10 protein-coding genes are annotated in these 17891 nt (G+C 39.9%); 5 read left to right on the top strand and 5 right to left on the bottom strand.

The window, feature by feature from the left end:
- Positions 1-296: tyrosine-type recombinase/integrase (locus tag Q4591_RS19340; protein WP_303462505.1), on the bottom strand; the 296-nt coding region annotated here is incomplete at its 3' end.
- Positions 297-327: 31 nt separating this feature from the next.
- Positions 328-600, bottom strand: coding sequence for a tyrosine-type recombinase/integrase (locus Q4591_RS19345; protein ID WP_303462507.1), 273 nt, complete (start codon positions 598-600; stop codon positions 328-330).
- 960 nt (positions 601-1560) lie between these two features.
- On the opposite strand from Q4591_RS19345, the gene Q4591_RS19350 reads away from it, so the two are divergent.
- From Q4591_RS19350 to Q4591_RS19365, 4 genes are all read left to right on the top strand, one after another.
- Positions 1561-2550 carry a polysaccharide lyase family 7 protein gene (locus Q4591_RS19350; RefSeq protein WP_303462509.1) on the top strand — a complete coding sequence of 330 codons (990 nt, stop codon included), beginning with the start codon at positions 1561-1563 and terminating at the stop codon, positions 2548-2550.
- A 333-nt stretch (positions 2551-2883) separates the two neighbouring features.
- On the top strand, positions 2884-5910 hold the full coding sequence (locus tag Q4591_RS19355) for a TonB-dependent receptor (RefSeq protein WP_303462511.1): 3027 nt from the start codon (positions 2884-2886) through the stop codon (positions 5908-5910).
- A 63-nt stretch (positions 5911-5973) separates the two neighbouring features.
- Positions 5974-9594 carry a VCBS domain-containing protein gene (locus Q4591_RS19360; RefSeq protein WP_303462514.1) on the top strand — a complete coding sequence of 1207 codons (3621 nt, stop codon included), beginning with the start codon at positions 5974-5976 and terminating at the stop codon, positions 9592-9594.
- Between the two features lie 480 nt (positions 9595-10074).
- Positions 10075-10992, top strand: coding sequence for a neutral zinc metallopeptidase (locus Q4591_RS19365; protein WP_303462516.1), 918 nt, complete (start codon positions 10075-10077; stop codon positions 10990-10992).
- Between the two features lie 131 nt (positions 10993-11123).
- On the opposite strand, the gene Q4591_RS19370 is transcribed toward Q4591_RS19365, so the two are convergent.
- Entirely contained in the window at positions 11124-12005 is an 882-nt protein-coding gene (locus Q4591_RS19370) for an NAD(P)-dependent oxidoreductase (protein WP_102435635.1), read from the bottom strand.
- A 604-nt stretch (positions 12006-12609) separates the two neighbouring features.
- Positions 12610-15594, bottom strand: coding sequence for a TonB-dependent receptor (locus tag Q4591_RS19375; protein WP_102476880.1), 2985 nt, complete (start codon positions 15592-15594; stop codon positions 12610-12612).
- A gap of 300 nt (positions 15595-15894) precedes the next feature.
- On the opposite strand from Q4591_RS19375, the gene Q4591_RS19380 reads away from it, so the two are divergent.
- Positions 15895-16836, top strand: a complete 942-nt coding sequence (locus Q4591_RS19380) for a kelch repeat-containing protein (protein ID WP_102519501.1) — start codon at positions 15895-15897, stop codon at positions 16834-16836.
- 159 nt (positions 16837-16995) lie between these two features.
- Here Q4591_RS19380 and Q4591_RS19385 read toward each other — a convergent pair whose 3' ends face one another.
- Complete coding sequence (locus tag Q4591_RS19385) at positions 16996-17493, bottom strand: lactoylglutathione lyase family protein (RefSeq protein WP_102476877.1); 498 nt, start codon at positions 17491-17493, stop codon at positions 16996-16998.
- Between the last annotated feature and the right edge of the window lie 398 nt (positions 17494-17891).

The raw sequence follows: 17891 nt of genomic DNA on the forward strand, positions 1-17891 counted from the left end.
AGGCGGGTATAGCGGGCAGTGGTATTAAGGCTGTTGTGACCGAGCAGGCTTTGCACTGAGCGCAAATCTAGCCCTTGCTCTAACAGATGAGTGGCGTAGCTGTGACGCAGGTTATGTGGGCTGATGGACTTATGAATATTGCACTCACGGATAACCCGTTTTAGCGCCTTTTGAATGCCGCCTTTATCTATCAAGGAATCAGGCTGGCTATCTTTACCAGGAAAAATCAGCCGTGGGTGGCGATGAGTTTGCCAGTAATATCGCAGCGCTAACAAGGTACGCTTGGGCAAGGGCACCAACCTGTTAATCACATGGATGTGTTGTATGTCATTTTTGCAGGAGCAAAAAATGACCTTTACCACCTTTGGCGTTACGAATGTGCACCTGCATCATCTGTGAATCGATGTCACCAAACTGAAGTGAAATAGCTTCACCGAGGCGCAACCCCATACTGTATAAGGCGAGAAAACACACTTGATATCGCAGCTTATGGGTAAGGCTAATAACGATAGAAACTTCAGCAGGGGTAAGAATATCAGGCAGTCTATGGACTTGTGGTGGCTTAACAATATTAAGCCACTCCCAGTGTTGATTAAGCACATGTCGATAGACCTATTTACAAGTGATTGTGCAACCCATTACGGTCGAGTTTCACGGTGATCCACGAATCTAAGGCAATCAAACTGGTAAAGTAGCGCTTCAAATCATCGGTTGAAAGGTTATCAGGACATGCATCGAAATAGCACTAATGCGCCTGACAGCGCAGCTTCGTTCAACAAGAGCATTAATGATAAATCACAATCAATACGAATTATCGTACAGCTTATAATCTGCATATTAGTTCTGAACTGTAATCTCATCACATCATCTATTGGTAATACCTGTATGAAAATTGGTAATAACCCATTGCAAGTTGGGAATACAGCTGAGTCACTGACTAACTTTGTTCTGTTATTTGGTAATGTTGTCATATCCATTGGTAGTGAATATAAAAACTATTCAACAATAACAGTTCGATTTACCTGTAAGTTATTGTTTATTTTATTTTTTATTTTTATATAAAAAATGTGTCAAGCCAATGCGTTAGTCTTTTTATGCCCTTGTTACTACCAATTTTGGTTTTTGGTAATGCTTTGAGTGCTATTTTGGTTGACAATGATGTGTTGTGGTGGTTATATTTTGTTTAACGCAAAGTTACAGGTGTGAACAGGTTGTTAAGCATGTAGCTGTGTTGGGTGGGTTGTGTGTGATTCTGTGCGTAACAATTAATCATTGCTCTTTGATCATATACAACAAAGAGTTCTGCTTCTTTTTACAATGAAATTAGATAATTTTTGGTGTTAATTAGAAGCAAAGTCTTACCTATTTTTATTACGTTTTTCAGGGTTAGTTAAGCTCATGTGTAGGTGCGCCACTATATGCTGCGCATATAGGTATTCTAAGTAAGCTTTGAAAATAGTTAAGCCGAACAATATACGAACATATTCAACAAAGAGATCGTAAATTATAAAGGATTCCAATATCAACACATATAAATCTTACCGACATATTCAAAAGAAAATGTGTGACGTTTTCACTTTGCTAGTTTTTGCTTTAGCTGTTTTTAGCGCATCACTCAATGCTCAGGAAATTGAGGAGAATACGCTTATTCCTAAGTCACACACTAGCCTTGCTGAAGGTGTTTTACTGGGGGATTTGTCAAAACTCGATCCGCTTAAAAAACCAGGTGAAAATTTTGACTTACTCGATTGGTCGTTAACGTTGCCAACCGATCTCAACAAAGATAAAAAAGCTGATACCGTCTATGAGAAATCATTAGGTAAAGGCTTTGACTTAAAGCCATTTTTTTATACAGCAGATGATGGTGGCTTGGTATTCGCTTGCCCAAACGTAGGTGCCAAGACCTCAAAAAATACAAAATATGCGAGAACCGAACTACGCGAAATGCTACGTAGAGGTAATGTTCAAATTAAAACTCGTGGCCTGACAAAAAATAACTGGGTTTTCAGCAATGCGCATGGTTCGGCGAAAGCTAAGTCTGGGGGTGTTGAAGGCAGTTTGGAAGGGACTTTGGCAATAAACCGAGTATCTACCACAGGTGATAAAAAAAAGGTTGGACGCGTGGTCATCGGGCAAATTCACGCGACGGATGACGAACCTATTCGTTTATATTACCGAAAATTACCAGCCAACTCGAAAGGGGCTATTTATTTTGCCCATGAAATAAATGATGGTGATGATATTTGGATAAATATGATTGGCTCACGTTCACATACTTTGTCAGACCCTGATGACGGAATCGCCTTAAACGAAAAATTCTCTTATAAAATTTCCGTCGAAGATGAAGTGTTGTTCGTCACTATAATTAGGGAAGGTAAGCCTAATATTACTAAGTACTACGATATGAAAGATAGTGGTTATAGTGCTAGTAACCAGTATATGTACTTTAAAGCGGGTGTTTATAATCAAAACAATGACGGCGCTGATGGTGATTATGTGCAAGCCACTTTCTATCATATCCATAACATGCATAAAGGGTATAAATTTTAGCGCAGTTAACTCATCAATTTAAAATTCGTAACTCGTAACTCGTAACTCGTAACTCGTAACTCGTAATTACAGTTATTGGTTATATTTTTATTTAAATTAATAGGTTAAAACTTTTGTTTGGGTTTCGTCTGTTGAAATTAATATAACTCTAATTTAAATATAAGAATTTAATGGCAGTAACCTGCTTGCAATAATAAATATAAGAATTTAATGGCAGTAATCTGCTTGCAATAATAAATATAAGAATTTAATGGCAGTAACCTGCTAGCAACAAAAAAATATACCAATAAATGGCATTAACATGCTTATTAAAATACTAAGGGGAAGTACGGTATGTCGACGAAATTAAGTAAAAAAACAAAACCCATCCATAAAATAGGGAAGTTCAAGCTTTCACCTATAGCAAAATGGATGAAGCTTGCTGCATTTACTTCTGTAACCAGTTCTTTTGCATTTTCGGCAATAGCACAAGAAGCAGAAACTGAAAATCTAGATAAAGTTGATAATGATATAGAAGTCGTTGTAGTTACTGGTACACGTAGAACAATTCAAGACCAAATTGCAATAAAGCGTGAATCTACCACGGTTGTTGACGGTTTATCTGCTTCAGATATTGGTGATTTACCTGCACTTTCAATTGGTGAGGCGCTAGAATCATTAACGGGTGCATCATCTCACCGTGAAAATGGTGGTGCTACTGAAATCAGTATTCGTGGTTTAGGCCCATTCTTAAGTGCCACTAACATCAATGGCCGTGAAGCGACCAATGGTAGTGGTGACCGTTCAGTTAACTTTTCTCAGTTCCCATCAGAGCTGATGCAGAAAGTAGCTATTTATAAAACACAAGACGCTTCCATGATTGAAGGTGGGGTTGCCGGTGTTATTACCCTGGAGACACTTAAGCCTTTAGATTTTGCTAAGCAACGTTTTCAGGCTGAAGTAAAAGCTAACTACAACCCAGACCAAGCAAACGTTGACAATTCACTTCAAGATGATTTGGGCTACCGTGGAACACTCAGTTATGTTGATCAATTTGAGTTTGATAACGGCCAAGCATTTGGTTTGAGTGTAGGTTTTCAACGTCAAGATATTAGCCAGCCAGAAGCTGAATATAGAAGCTCAAGCCCAACGGGCTCATCTTTATGGGCATGTTTGAATGATCCAACCGATACCTCTACTGGTTTTTTCCGTAGCACAGCAGGCGATTGTGAAGATCCGGGTAACCAAGGTTATAATACTGATATTGATCCAGACACAGGTCTTGCAGTAGATGATGGCAGAGAATACGCATGGACTGGCTCAAGCCGAAGCTTCCGTCAAAATGAAACATCTGATGAAAGAGACGCTTTATTCTTTGCTCTACAATACCAACCCTCAAATAAATGGGATATCAATTTTGACGCGCAAATTTCAGATCGTACCCAAGCAGAAGCGCGTCATGATTTAATTTTCTTACAAAAGCGCGTTACACCGGGTGTAACGGGACAAAATCTGATCACAAACGATGTTGGCGGTATTCTACATTGGGAAGGTGAAGAACGCATCGAATCTGCGGGCGAGCAATTTTCGCGTGAAGAAAACTATCGTGGATATGGCTTGAACGTTGAACATTTTTTCTCAGATGATCTAAAGATTAGTGTTGACCTTGGCTATTCTAAAACCAGTCGTGAAGAACTACAAATAACAAACCGAGGGAGAACGAGCGATCGTCCTTACATATCTTGGGATTTAGGTGAACATATTCCTCATTTCACAGTGACTGATTTTGATGTAACTGATATTTCCAATTTTACTGATAGCCTTCGTACTCGTATCGACAGAGAAAATGTCCGCGACAACGAAATTATGGGTGCACGCGTTGATATTGATTATATTCTAGACGGTGATTTTTTTAGTGGCGTTCAAGCTGGCGTTCGCGTTTCTGAGCTAACATTTGTTCAATTTGGTGGCACGAACGGTAATGGCTCAAGAGACACATATGAATTAGATGGATCAGTAACATCAGCTATCGACGTACTTGAAGGTTGTCAAATTGCCTTCCCTGAAACTGATTTTTTATCTAGTGTTTCTGACGGTAATATTATCACCCATGTTGACAGTTCAGGTAATGTTGTAGAAAGCGGTACAGGCGCTTCGTGGGCAACTTACAATAACGAGTGTTTCTCTCAAGCAGTAGCAGCATCACAAGGCGGCGAATTCGCATACCCAGAGGTTATATACGAGAATGCGGGTACTATTGACGTAACAGAACAAACTATCTCTGCTTACGCCATGCTTAATTACGACACTGAAATGTTTGGTAAATTTATTCGTGGTAACTTTGGTGTTCGTGTAGTGAATACTGACGTTACCTCTATTGGCTTTAGACAAGGTTATGACGTTGTCACTGATCCGGCGACAGGTGTGGTCAGTTTGGTACCAAACGATACTATTGAAAAGATTGTTGGTGGCGGTGATTACACTGAAGTACTACCAAGCTTTAACTTAGTCGTTGATTATGATGACAATATTCTCCTAAGGGCCGGTATTTACCGAGGTATGTCACGTGCAAATCCATCTGATCTAAGTTATAACCGCACATTCGTAACCGATGACTCGGATGATCCTGAATCAGTTGAAGACTTGTTGGTTGGTGTTACTGGCTCAGGTAATCCTGATCTTCAACCATTAATGTCATGGAACTATGATGCGGCTGTTGAATGGTATCCAAGCGATGACTCTATGGTAGCGTTAGGTGTTTACTACAAGCAATTCAATGGCGGTTTCCAACAGCAAACACAGTTAGAGAATTTTATCGTTGACGGTGTGGAAGTTTCTTTACCTATTACTAATTCAGTCACTACTGACGAAGAAAGTGACCTTTATGGTTTTGAAGCGTCATTCTCGTATCGTTGGGATTTAGGCATTGGTGTGAAGTTTGGTTATAACTGGGCAGATACAAGCTATGAGTTTGAAGATAGTAACTACGGTAATACCTTTACTATTGGTTTAGATGGTGTTGCTACTCAGGATACCGTAGGTATTGTTCCTCCTGCCTCAGTACCTGGATTTTCTGAGCATGTATTCAATGGACAGCTTTACTACCAAATCGGCGGTTTTGATACTGCGCTTATCTACAAGTATCGTAGCGAATACTTCCAACCATACACTTCTAATAGCACAAGACTGCGTTATGTTGATGAGGCAGGTACTTGGGAAGCTCGTGCTGCATACAAAATCAATCAACACGTTCGTGTTAAAGTTTCAGCAATTAACTTGTTCAGTGAGCCCCGCAGTGATGACTTCTATACCCAAGGTAACTTGGGTCAAGTAAGTGATTACGGTCCACGCCTGTTCGCAGGTGTCAGCTTTAAGTACTAGCCAAGTCTAGTACTTAAATAAAACAAGCTAAATTTGGAAAAGAATCTTTTTGGAGTCATAAAAATGAATAATAAATCCTTTATACCGCTCATCATTGCGACAGGTCTATTAGGTTGTGGCGGTGATGACGGTGCTGAACTAAATGGAAATACTCGCGGTAGTATAGCAATAACCGGAAGCAGTTTTATCGCTGGCGAAACAATCTCTGCAGCAGCTACTGATGCTGACGGAATTATAGCTGACACACTTACTTACGTATGGTCAACAGGTGTTATTGGTACATCCATCACCATTACTGAAGCTGATGAAGGTTCAGTCATTTCTGTTTCTGCTAATTATACTGATGAGGCAGGTTTTACCGAAGGTGTTGGTGCATCTACACCTGTTATCAACCCAACCTTAAATGTTTCTGCTAGCATTATTAAGGGCCCTATTGATGGTGCAACTTGTGACATATTTAAAGTTGATGATAGTGGTGCTGCGGTTCTTCCTGCACAAGCTGCTGCAACCTCTGACACTTCAGGTGGCGTTACATTTAGCAACGTACATTTCGAAGGTACGGGTTTAATTGCATGTACTGGCGGTACTTATACGGACGAATCAACAGGTTTAACCTTAGATGCTCCTCAACTACGATCTGTAGTGAGTGTCGATGAATTTAGAGTTGTTAAAAATGAAGATGGTACTGATGCTGTCGATGAAAATGGAGATTTAATACTAGTAATACCAACCTATACTGTTTCTCCTTTAACCGAAATGGCTGTTCAAAACGCAGGTAGTGATTTAAACCAGTTTGCTGAAGAAGCTGAAATAATTAATGCTCGTTTTGGTATTCGTTTTGATACAACAGAAGTGCTTCCTACTTTAGTTGGTACTGTTGAACTTGGTGCTGATGGTGCTGAAGATGCTGATAGATATGGTTCTGTGCTAGCGCTACTATCACAAGTGGATGCAGACAACGCTGACGCAGATTTATCTACCGTTATGCAAGATCTTGCTAGTGACGTCGCTGATGGTTCTTTTTCTGAAGAGTCTTTAGTTACACTTGAGACAGCACAAATTAATTTGCAAACTACTTCACAAGTTGCTGATTCAGTTGATGAAGCGTTACTTGACGGAATTGGAGCCGCTGTGGGTTATAACAATGACCCTGTTGCAGCAATCATCGAAGGAGAATTGGCTGGTACTGTTCAACATACTGCTACGCTTCCATTAACTGGTTCATTAACCATTATTGATCCAAACTTTGAAGAAGATGCTTTTGTTGCGCAAACTGATGTAGCACTTGATTATGGTACATTTAGTATCAGCGCTAACGGTAGCTGGTCGTATACAGTTATGACTGCAAACGAAACTCTGGCTAGCCTTGAGTTAGGTAATTCTGTGTATGATTCAATCACTATCGCTTCTATTGATGGTACCACTGCTGAAATTAATATTCGTGTTGCTTCGCTTACTCAGGTTGTAAAAATAAGCGATACAGGCGGCGATACGGGTGAGATTAGATTTAGCGTTGATAACCTTCGTCAAGGTAAGCTGAGTGCATCTTTATCTAAAGAGGTTGCTCTTGGTAGTGATGGAAATATTAAAGATGCTTATATTACGCTTTATGGTTCTTCTGGTAGTTCTAGTGAATCGTTAATGGATTTACGTATTCAAGGCGAGCAATCTACACTTAACGAAGACGGTTCTGAAACTACAATAGACCCTCGTTTCTTTGTTCGAAATACTGACAGTGACGCTTACCCTGGAAATTTAATCACTGCACCATTTGTTGAAGACCAGTTTTATGATGTAGAGATTACATGGGACTTAGATGCAACAGAACAAATTACCGTGACTATTGATGGTGAAGTAATTGGTGGCGGTTCTTTCTCTACTGCAGCGGTTGTTGACTCTGATTATACAGGCTTAGATCAGTGGTTCGCTGATGGTGTGAAAGCTATCCAATTTAGATTCGGTGATAATGATAGAACGATTCCTTTTGGTTCTTTTTATGTTGATAATATTGAGGTATTTTCTGATACAGCTGGCACAACAAGTATATTTTCAGATGACTTTGAAGGTTATGATGCAGGCGAAACTTTAGATGGTACAGACAGCAAGTATGGCTTAGCTATTTACTCAGAAGTTATCGTATTTGATGCAGGCGATGGCACAGTAGAACCTACGCCAGCAGTATTTTTTGATTTAACTGGAAGAATTGCAAGTAATGAGGCAACGGCAACAGGTGCTGTAAGTGTACTTGACCCAGATGTTGGCGAAGATTCTATTGTTCAGACAATCTTAATGGGTGCATACGGTACATTATCAATATTAGATGATGGCTCATGGACCTATACCCTCGATACCACTGACGCCACGATTGCTGCGCTTGTTGTGGGTGAAAGTGAATTAGATACCTTTACCATTGAATCTTTTGATGGTACTACTGCTGAATTAGTAATCACAATCACTGGTACAGTTGTTGTTGCTACTGGAGATAATAATGTCGCTAGAATGGCTGATACCTCAACAGACGCTGATGCTGAATTACGTTTAACAACAGACCCACTTGCTGAAGGCTCTATTTCTACAACCCTTAAGTTACAAGCCATTGCTGGCTTTACCGCTACAGATGGTGTTTCTGAAGATAATACTGCTTATATTAGTGTTTACGGAGGCTCCGCTTCTTCAGGTAACTTAACGGGCGAAATTGTCTTTACTAATGATGGTACTGTTAAATACCGTGATGCAAATAAAGATCAGCAAATCATTGATGGCTTAACGTATACAGATGATACTGATATTGATGTAGTGCTTGAATGGACTGCAACAGGTTATTCTGTGTCAATTGATGGTGGCACAACGTTCTACGGCCCTTATGTTGCCATTAATACGGGCAGTGCAACAGAAACCTATCAAATTCGTATTGGTAGCTCTTCGAAAGAGTCAGCAAAAGAATTATTAGCTGATGACATCGTCATTGCTGATGATACAGGTTCGGCAGTTCTGTCTGAAGACTTCGAGATATTTGCTGAAGGTGAAGATTTAAGCACGACTTATTCAAGCTCTGCTGAAGCAACCGTTATGACCATAGCTGGAAGTAGTGTAAATAAAGTTGCCAGAATGGCTGATACAACAACAGACGCTGATGCTGAATTACGCTTAACAACGGACCCACTTGCTGAAGGCTCTATTTCTACAACCCTTAAGTTACAAGCCATTGCTGGCTTTACTGCTACAGATGGTGTTTCTGAAGATAATACTGCTTATATTAGTGTTTACGGAGGCTCTGCTTCTTCAGGTAACTTAACGGGCGAAATTGTCTTAAGTAATGATGGCAGCGTTAAATACCGTGATGCAAATAAAGATCAGCAAATCATTGATGGCTTAACGTATACAGATGATACTGATATTAATGTAGTGCTTGAATGGACTGCGACAGGTTATTCTGTGTCAATTGATGGTGGCACAACGTTCTACGGCCCTTATGTTGCCATTAATACGGGCAGTGCAACAGAAACCTATCAAATTCGTATTGGTAGCTCTTCGAAAGAGTCAGCAAAAGAGTTATTAGCTGATGACATCGTGATTGATGATGCAACAGATACGGCGGTTCTATCTGAGGACTTCGAAAGTTATGCTGTGGGTGACGATCTAAGTACGACTTACTCTGGTTCTGCCGAAGCAACAGTGCAATAAGGCTAATCAACTTGCAGTTGTAAATTAATGTTTTAAACAATGTGTTAAAAATGCCGCTTATTGATAGCGGCATTTTTTGTTCTTATTTTGTAGACCAAAGTGTGCTATTTGAATGCGACTTTCGCTCTTTTAAAGGGTTAGTTGTATCCAACATTTAGCTTAGAGCTAATTTTATTGGGTTATTTTGTTAAACTCGATAAGTTGGCAGTATCAACTGATCAAATGAACCGCTTTCTATCTCATCAATTTTAAACTTATCTGGTTAGCCGAAACTTTTCTAAAACGCTAGGCTAGTTTAACTATGCTATGTTTATTGGTGCTGTGGTTGCGGCTTTCAGCAGTCTTTGTCGTTATATAGTCATTAGCCTTTAGTAACTAAAAAGTTAAGAGTGGGTAGGGCGTTCAGGCTTCCAATCTAGTTGAAAATGGCATTAATGATTTCTTTAAAGTGTATGTTTGTAATTATGTCGGGGTAGCGTTATGCGTTGGCGTGGAAAGCGTAAAAGTAGCAATGTAGAAGATCGTCGTAATACGCAAGTCTCAGGTGCTGGTGGCTTTGGCCGAGGTGGTGGGGGCATTTTACGACTGCTACCGATGATATTTAAGGTGCTTGGGTTTAAAGGAACCGCGATACTGATTGTGGGTGTGGGCGCTTACGGATTATTTACCGGCAACCTAGGTAATATGTTAGGTGGACTTGGGCTACAACAAGAAACCTCTACAGGTGTTTCTACCGCGCCATTAACTGAAACCGCAGCAGAAAGAGAGCAGGTTGATTTTGTGGCGGTAATTCTTGCTGATACGGAAGAAACTTGGAGCAGTTTATTTCAGCAGCGGGGCATGACCTATCAAGAGCCAAGTTTAGTGTTGTTTCGTGATGCGGTAAAATCTGCATGTGGTATGGCACAGTCTGCTATGGGGCCATTTTATTGTCCTGCAGACCAACAAGTTTACATTGACCTGAGTTTTTTTGAGCAATTAAAAAATCAGTTCAAAGCGCCTGGTGATTTTGCCCAAGCGTATGTGATTGCCCATGAAGTAGGTCATCACATTCAAACTCTGCTGGGGATATCCAGTGAAGTTCATGCCGCTCGCAGTAAGTTAAGCGCAGTTGAGGGCAATAAGCTCTCTGTTAAGCAGGAACTACAGGCAGACTGCTTTGCTGGTGTTTGGGCAAATCATGCCAATAATAGCCGTCAGTTACTTGAAACGGGTGATATTGAAGAGGGCTTAACTGCAGCAAGCGCTATCGGTGATGATACCTTACAAAAACAATCACAAGGCCATGTCAGCCCTGACTCTTTTACTCATGGCAGCTCGGCACAGAGAGTGAAATGGTTTCAAGTCGGTTTTGCCAGCGGCAATATGGAAAGTTGTGATACCTTTAAAGGCAGTTAGAGAAAAAATGTCGAGTAGTATTAAGCGAGTGAGAGTTTAATTGAAATAAAAAGCCGTTGATATTCAACGGCTTATTAGTGTTTAGTTTATAAGGCGTTTAACTTATAAGCTAACGATAAGTTAATGTCGAATTACTTTTCTAATTTAGTGAAGTAGTCGAAGATAACAGGTACGTCATTTTGACCAAGGCCTGCATCAACACCTGCTTGAAGTGCTTTAGACGTTCCTTCAGCGATTGGTGACTCAGTACCTAAGTCAGAAACCATTTGTAAAAAGTAACCAAGGTCTTTGTTTGCATTGGCAACCGAGAAACCTAACTTCTCTTCGCCATCGACAGCATAGAACTTAGTGAACTGCATGAATGGTGAGTTAGAAGGGCCAGCAGACATAATGTCGAATAATTGCTGACCGTCAACACCTGCCGCTTTTGCAACTGCAAACGCTTGAGACATAGCAGTAACAGTAGTCATACCAATGAAGTTATTGATTAACTTAGTTGTGTGACCTGCACCTAATTTACCTAGGTGGAATACGTTTTCACCTTGCTCTTCTAAAACAGGTTTAACTTTGTTGAATGTGTCGATGTCACCAGCAGCCATGATGTTTAAAAGACCATCTTTAGCGTGAGCAGGAGTACGTCCAAGAGGCGCATCGATCATGCCACAGCCTTTTTCGGCAAGCGCTGCACCAATTTTGATAGTAGAAGCAGGGATAGAAGTTCCGAAGTCTACTAATGTAGTACCTTCTTTCATTCCGGCTAGAACACCATCTTCACCGTATACAATTTTTTCAACAACTGCAGAAGTTGTTAGACAGAATTGAACGATATCAGAAGCCGCTGCTAATTCTTTACCAGAAGTGAATTGGGTAGCATTGCCACGAGCAAGAACTGCATCAACTGCATCTTGGTTAAGATCCATAACGTTAACTTGGTAACCACGTGTTTGTAGGTTTTCAACCATGTTGCCGCCCATAAGGCCAAGACCGATGAATCCGATGACTGGTTTTGTCATTTCTAACTCCTAAATATATTGATATATGCTTATCTGAATTGAAAGTTGCTCACCTTAATATGAAGGTGGGCAATGTTATTTATATAAAAAGTGCTCTAGAGCTCAGGCTAGTTAACTTATTAGCTCTATTTAAGAATTAACTCTTTATCTATTAATCGTGTCGTGTTTCTTAACATTAGATGTCGTTTACAAGGCTTTTATATCGCCCAATACTCACTTACCAATTTGTATTACAATATGGTAGGTATAGTCGTTACCTTTGTCAACCAAACACTATTTGTTCTCTTGCAAAAGTGTGACTAAAAAAGGGTTGGCTGTTATTTTGAGCAAAAACACTCGAAAATGAATTTTTGTGTAGCCTAAATCTCATTAATGTTTTTATTCAACTACTTGCTCTGTTCTGCTTGTGTATTGAACGTGTCATTACTGAACAGTTAAGTGCTAAATATATTTCGGTATAAGACTGAAAGTCTATAAAGCAGAGCTTTTAGTCTTAATCGGAATATTGATTAATCTACATTTTGTATTATCTATGTGACCTTTAATTTGTCTTTTATGAGAAAAGAGCCTATCAACTGATAGGCTCTACATTACCATGTTCTCATTAGAACTTAGCGCGAACACCGACAGTGTAGCGACGATCCGCTTCACTGTATTTCCACACTGAATCCAGTTCAGTGGTGTATTCAATTGGTTCGCCTGTGAGGTTTACCACATTGCCTACAATGGTGAAGTTATCATTGATATCCCAACTTGCTGAGAAATCAAGTTGACCACGTGCTTCACGGTAGTTATTACCAACAGTTGCATCATAATTATCAGAGGTAGGATCATTTTGGTTAAAGACGTTATAACCTAATGCGCCGACAGTTTGAACACGTTTTTCTGCTTGTGAGTATAAGTAACGGTCACGCCAGTTGTACGCTAACCGAAATTGCAATCCCTCATTTTCCCAGTAAATTTGTCCATTCGCGGTGTTTTCCGAAATGTTCAATAATGGGTTACCATCAGGTTGTTCACTATCTGCATAGGTGTAGTTGGCATTGACACCGAAGCCAGACCATAAGCCTGGTAATGAGGTAAATTGTTGTTGGTAACCTAGTTCAATACCTTGAACACTACCACTACCACCGTTAACATCAGTGTCGACCACAATACCTGTTTGGCCTGCAGCTTTTTGAGCATCAACATAAGCTAAGCCTTGATCTTCTGTAGCAAAGTTGACATCACCTTGGCTTTGACCTGCTGTATCAAGTAAACAAATGTTGCCCCATTCAGTGGTATTTTGTCCTGAAACCGTATTGGCATCAGCTAAACAGCTACTGTCGGTTTGAGTAAATGAGTTAACATCTTTGTAGAATAATGCTGCTGAAACGATACCGCCGTTACCAAAGTAATGTTCTACTGAAAGATCATATTGTGTAACACGGTAAGGCTCTAACTCGTATGAACCTTGAGTACCAGTCACTAAAGAGTTATCAATAGTTAACGAAGGGCTTAGTTCATCAAAGTCAGCACGGCGCATCACTTTTGCCGCTGCGAAACGTAATAAAGTTTCTTCAGTTAGGGTATATGTGACGTTTAAACTCGGTAAGAAATCTGAGTAATCATTTTTACCGGTATCAAGCACTTTATTACCGTTGGCATCGACTGATGCAACCACGCTTGATTCTAAGTCAGTTTGAATATAACGTCCGCCGACAACAGCGGTTAAATCATCAAAGTCTAAGTGAACTTGTGCGTATATAGCGCTGGTTGTTTCATTAATCTCTTTATAGGCACTTGAATCTTCGACCATATTATCGGCTAAAGTACCGTTCATTGCATATGATGTATCTTGCAACATCTGTTGAACTAACGCATAAGTTTGTTCGGTATTTTGCAATTGGTCAGCGTCATATACATTATATGTCAACATATCATTTTGACCGGCAATGCCTGTTTGGTCGAATGAGTTACTCATGTTAACCACATTCATGCTGTCGCTAAGCAGTGGGTTGTCAATCCAAATAGGGCTATATAAACCATCAGCGTTGGTGGCTTTTTTATATGAGTCCTTAAGGGTAGTGCCATTAGGTTTTAGGTCAAAACGGTTAGCAGAGTAATCTCTGTCAGTAAAGCGTACACCTGCTTTAACAGCTGAAACCCAATCGACACCAACATCAGAAATCTTAAAATCAAATCGAAGTGCTTGTTCTTCATTCTCAGTTTCTAAGGTTTTATGGAAAAACTCACGGAAAACTAAGTTATCAGGATTGGTTAGCATGCCATTATCAGCATAGGTGTAACCTGGGATACCACTGCCACTAAATGAACTACTCGTGCTGGTATGAGTGACTAGGTCAAGGGTTGGATCTGTACGTTCGATTGGACGTAAATTAAATTCATTGGCGGTTTGTTTTTCTTTTGACTTTGATAATGAATATTCGGCTGAAAGTTCAATATTATCAGACAGAAACCACTCACCTCCAATGGCATGTGAGGTTGAGTCTGATGTGGTAAAGTCACTCCATGTTTTAGGAATAACCAACACGCCATCTAGATCGTAATTGTGTAGTTGGCCATTGCTGTCATAGTAAGAGTCATCTCTAGCAACAGTACTGCCACCCACATCAAGAATTGAATATGCTGATTGACCACCGTCTAACTTGGTGCCGTTTAAATCAAGGTAAATATTGGCGTTGGCACTTTCTGGTTCCCACTGTAGTGAGATACCCACAGCTGTACGTTCACGTTCTTCTGTTTTTTGTTCTGCCGTTGTTTGGGTTCTACGCAGGTATTTACCATTTGGTCCGCCAGAATCATCGACTGTGCCATCACCATTGATATCAATATTGTCTAGTAAATCAACTTTATTGAAGTACTCATCACGGCGTAATTCACGGTCTAAGTAAGATAAGTTAGCAGAAGCACCAAACGTACCGGCACTGCCTAAATCCCAATTATTACCCAGTCCCAATGTGAAGTTAGGAGCAATATTTTCTGTTTTATCTGCATATTCACCATCAAGAGTAATAGCCACTAATGGCTCACTCAGTTCGAGTGGGCGAACCGTTTGCATATTAACTGTGCCGCCTAACGCACCTTCAATCATGTCAGGTGTTGGCGACTTAATGACTTCAACTGTTTTTAAGAAGCTTGAAGGGAAGTCGGATAAATTAATACCGCCACGACCAGGGCCTGCTGTAGAACGGCCGTTTAGTAAAATAAGGTTTTCTGATACGCCACGAATGGTAACTGATTCACCCACACCAAAATCTGTTGCTATTGAAACACCCGTGATACGTTGTAGCGCTTCTGCAATATTGTTATCAGGTAACTTACCAATATCTTCAGCGACAATCGCATCAACAATTCTATCATCGGTACGTTTTAGTAGATTAGCTGCTTTTAAACTACCAAATATGCCACGAACGGCAATGACTTCAATTTCGTTTGTGTCGCTAGCGTCTGCATTTGTCTGGGCTTCAGGCTCTGCTGCCATTGCTGACATTGATAACATTGCCGTTAATGTTGCGCCAAAAATACTAATATTATTTGCTTTGCTTCTAGCCCCAGTAAACATCGAACTTATTTTATTCAGCTTCATATTTCCCCCCAAGAAATCATTAATTTTTGTATGACCAATTGCTGTTCTTTTAATCGGTTGATACATTTATATAGTATGTTACCAATAGTCGCAACCATTATTACCAAATTGTTAACTATGTTATACCAAAGTGTGTGTTGGTAGCCGTGATTTTTGTAAGTCAGCTAAATAAGGAATTGTATAAAGGAGCGGTTATAATCAGAATAGCTTAAATTTAAGTGAGTGAAAGTTAGGTAACTCATTGACGGTGAAAGGATACTTCAATATTCTACGGCCTTCATAATTTAATGGATTAAAGACATGATGAAGCCAAAAATTAATTTTCTATTACTACCGATACTTATTTTAATGATTCTTAGCGGTTGTAGTAGCAAACCTGTGTTACACCCTGAGCCCATTACCTTGACTAGCGCTCGATTTGGTCATGCCGCAGTCAATGATGGTCAAAACATCTATGTATTGGCAGGGTCTAACAGCACAGGTTTTCTTTCCGACATTGAAATCATTGAGCCTATATCAGGTAAAAAGCAGGTGTTAGCGAATAAACTCATCCCAAGAAGGTTTTTTTCTGCGGTTTGGGATGGGCAAGAGTCAATTTATATTATTGGTGGTGTCAGCTTTGAGGCCCAAAAATTTAGATTTGAACACCGCGTAGAAGTGTTTAATACCGTGACCCACCAAGTTAGCTTTGCCAAGCCGTTACCTGCACCAACAAGACGTAATAGTGCCGTTTTGTTAAATGGTAATATTTATGTTGTTGGTGGCTCATACCCTAAAAATGGTCAGTTAGCACCGAGTGGCTTAGTCGCTGTGTTAAATGGTGAGACACAAGGCTGGGTTAGAGCGGCCAATATGCCAACCACGAAAGAAACTAGAGCAGTGGTTCATGATGGTTATATCTATGTGGTGGGTGGCTATGATAATAAAACCTCATTAACAGCTTTTGAAAAATATGATCCGCAATTAAAAAAGTGGCAATCATTACCCGCTTTACCTGAAGCTATCAGTGCCCATTCAATGTCAGTGGTTAACCAAAAGCTGTTTGTATTTGGGAGTTATGACAATTTGACATTAACTTACGCATACGATTTTGTCAGTGAGCAATGGATGAAGATTGATATTGGTTATCAAGCCAGTAGACATAATGCAGCGACCACACTCGGTGACACCACTTATGTGATTGGCGGCAATACCGACATAAAAGGTCAATATCTGAAAGATATACAAGTCTTTAAATTGTAGTTTTAGCGAATGTAAGCTTATTCAGGCTGTTCACAGCTGAAATCAATCATGCCCCATCAATGGCTACTTTTTAAAGGTTTAATATATGGGCATATTTGTACTATTTACATTGGTCGACGATTACAGCTGATAACCCGTCTTTTTAAAGCTTAATAGTCGCTATTTATAAGCACCATCAGAGTAGGTTAGTTCATAGCTATGTGAGTATATTTCAAGGATATTCCCGAACGGATCTTCCATGTATATCATGCGATATGGTTTTTCACCTGGGTAATAAAAACGTGGTTTTGCCATACGTTTTTTACCACCAGCAGCAACAATTTTTTCTGCAAGCCCTTCAACATCAGGATCTTGTACACAAAAGTGGAACACGCCGGTTTTCCAATATTCAAAGTTATCTTTTGGATTTTGCTGATTTTTAAACTCAAAAATTTCAACTCCAACTCTATCACCAGTGGATAGATGAGCAATGCGAAAGTGTTCCCAACCACTCCCAAATACATCAGTACACATTTCACCAATGGCGGAGTTATCTTCTTTAATTTCAGTGGGCGCCATAATGAGGTACCAACCTAATGTCTCGGTATAAAACTTTACCGCGGCTTCAAGATCGGGCACTGATATACCGATATGGCTAAACGTACGTGGATATGTCATCTGTGTTCCTTATCATATGAGAATTGGCATAGTTTATTACTGCTCAAATATAGCCAAACTATAGAAAGTTGCACTGAAGATACGGCTGAAGTGGTTTATTCGATCAACAGAAATCATTTAGATAAGGTGAACTAGGCTAAGGAATGCGTGTATGGAAGGTTATCGCTCTGGTATATAAATAAAAAGCCAGCATATTGCGGGGCAAAATATGCTGGCTTTATTGTGTTGTAGTGATTATCTAAATTTTGGTTTGTTTATTGATTTAGTTTTCAGTTTGATACTTTTCAAACCACCACAATATATGGGCCACTTTCGACATCAAAACTGTGGTTTGTTTATTGATTTAGTTTTCAGTTTGATACTTTTCAAACCACCACAGTATATGGGCCACTTTCGAC

The sequence above is a fragment of the Shewanella sp. 3_MG-2023 genome, from assembly GCF_030548765.1.
Lineage (GTDB): Bacteria > Pseudomonadota > Gammaproteobacteria > Enterobacterales > Shewanellaceae > Shewanella.

Coding starts and splice junctions, on each gene's coding strand:
- Q4591_RS19350 (WP_303462509.1), top strand. CDS start 1,561: ATGTGTGACGTTTTCACTTTGCTAGTTTTTGCTTTAGCTGTTTTTAGC.
- Q4591_RS19375 (WP_102476880.1), bottom strand. CDS start 15,594: ATGAAGCTGAATAAAATAAGTTCGATGTTTACTGGGGCTAGAAGCAAA.
- Q4591_RS19355 (WP_303462511.1), top strand. CDS start 2,884: ATGTCGACGAAATTAAGTAAAAAAACAAAACCCATCCATAAAATAGGG.
- Q4591_RS19385 (WP_102476877.1), bottom strand. CDS start 17,493: ATGACATATCCACGTACGTTTAGCCATATCGGTATATCAGTGCCCGAT.
- Q4591_RS19370 (WP_102435635.1), bottom strand. CDS start 12,005: ATGACAAAACCAGTCATCGGATTCATCGGTCTTGGCCTTATGGGCGGC.
- Q4591_RS19380 (WP_102519501.1), top strand. CDS start 15,895: ATGATGAAGCCAAAAATTAATTTTCTATTACTACCGATACTTATTTTA.
- Q4591_RS19360 (WP_303462514.1), top strand. CDS start 5,974: ATGAATAATAAATCCTTTATACCGCTCATCATTGCGACAGGTCTATTA.
- Q4591_RS19365 (WP_303462516.1), top strand. CDS start 10,075: ATGCGTTGGCGTGGAAAGCGTAAAAGTAGCAATGTAGAAGATCGTCGT.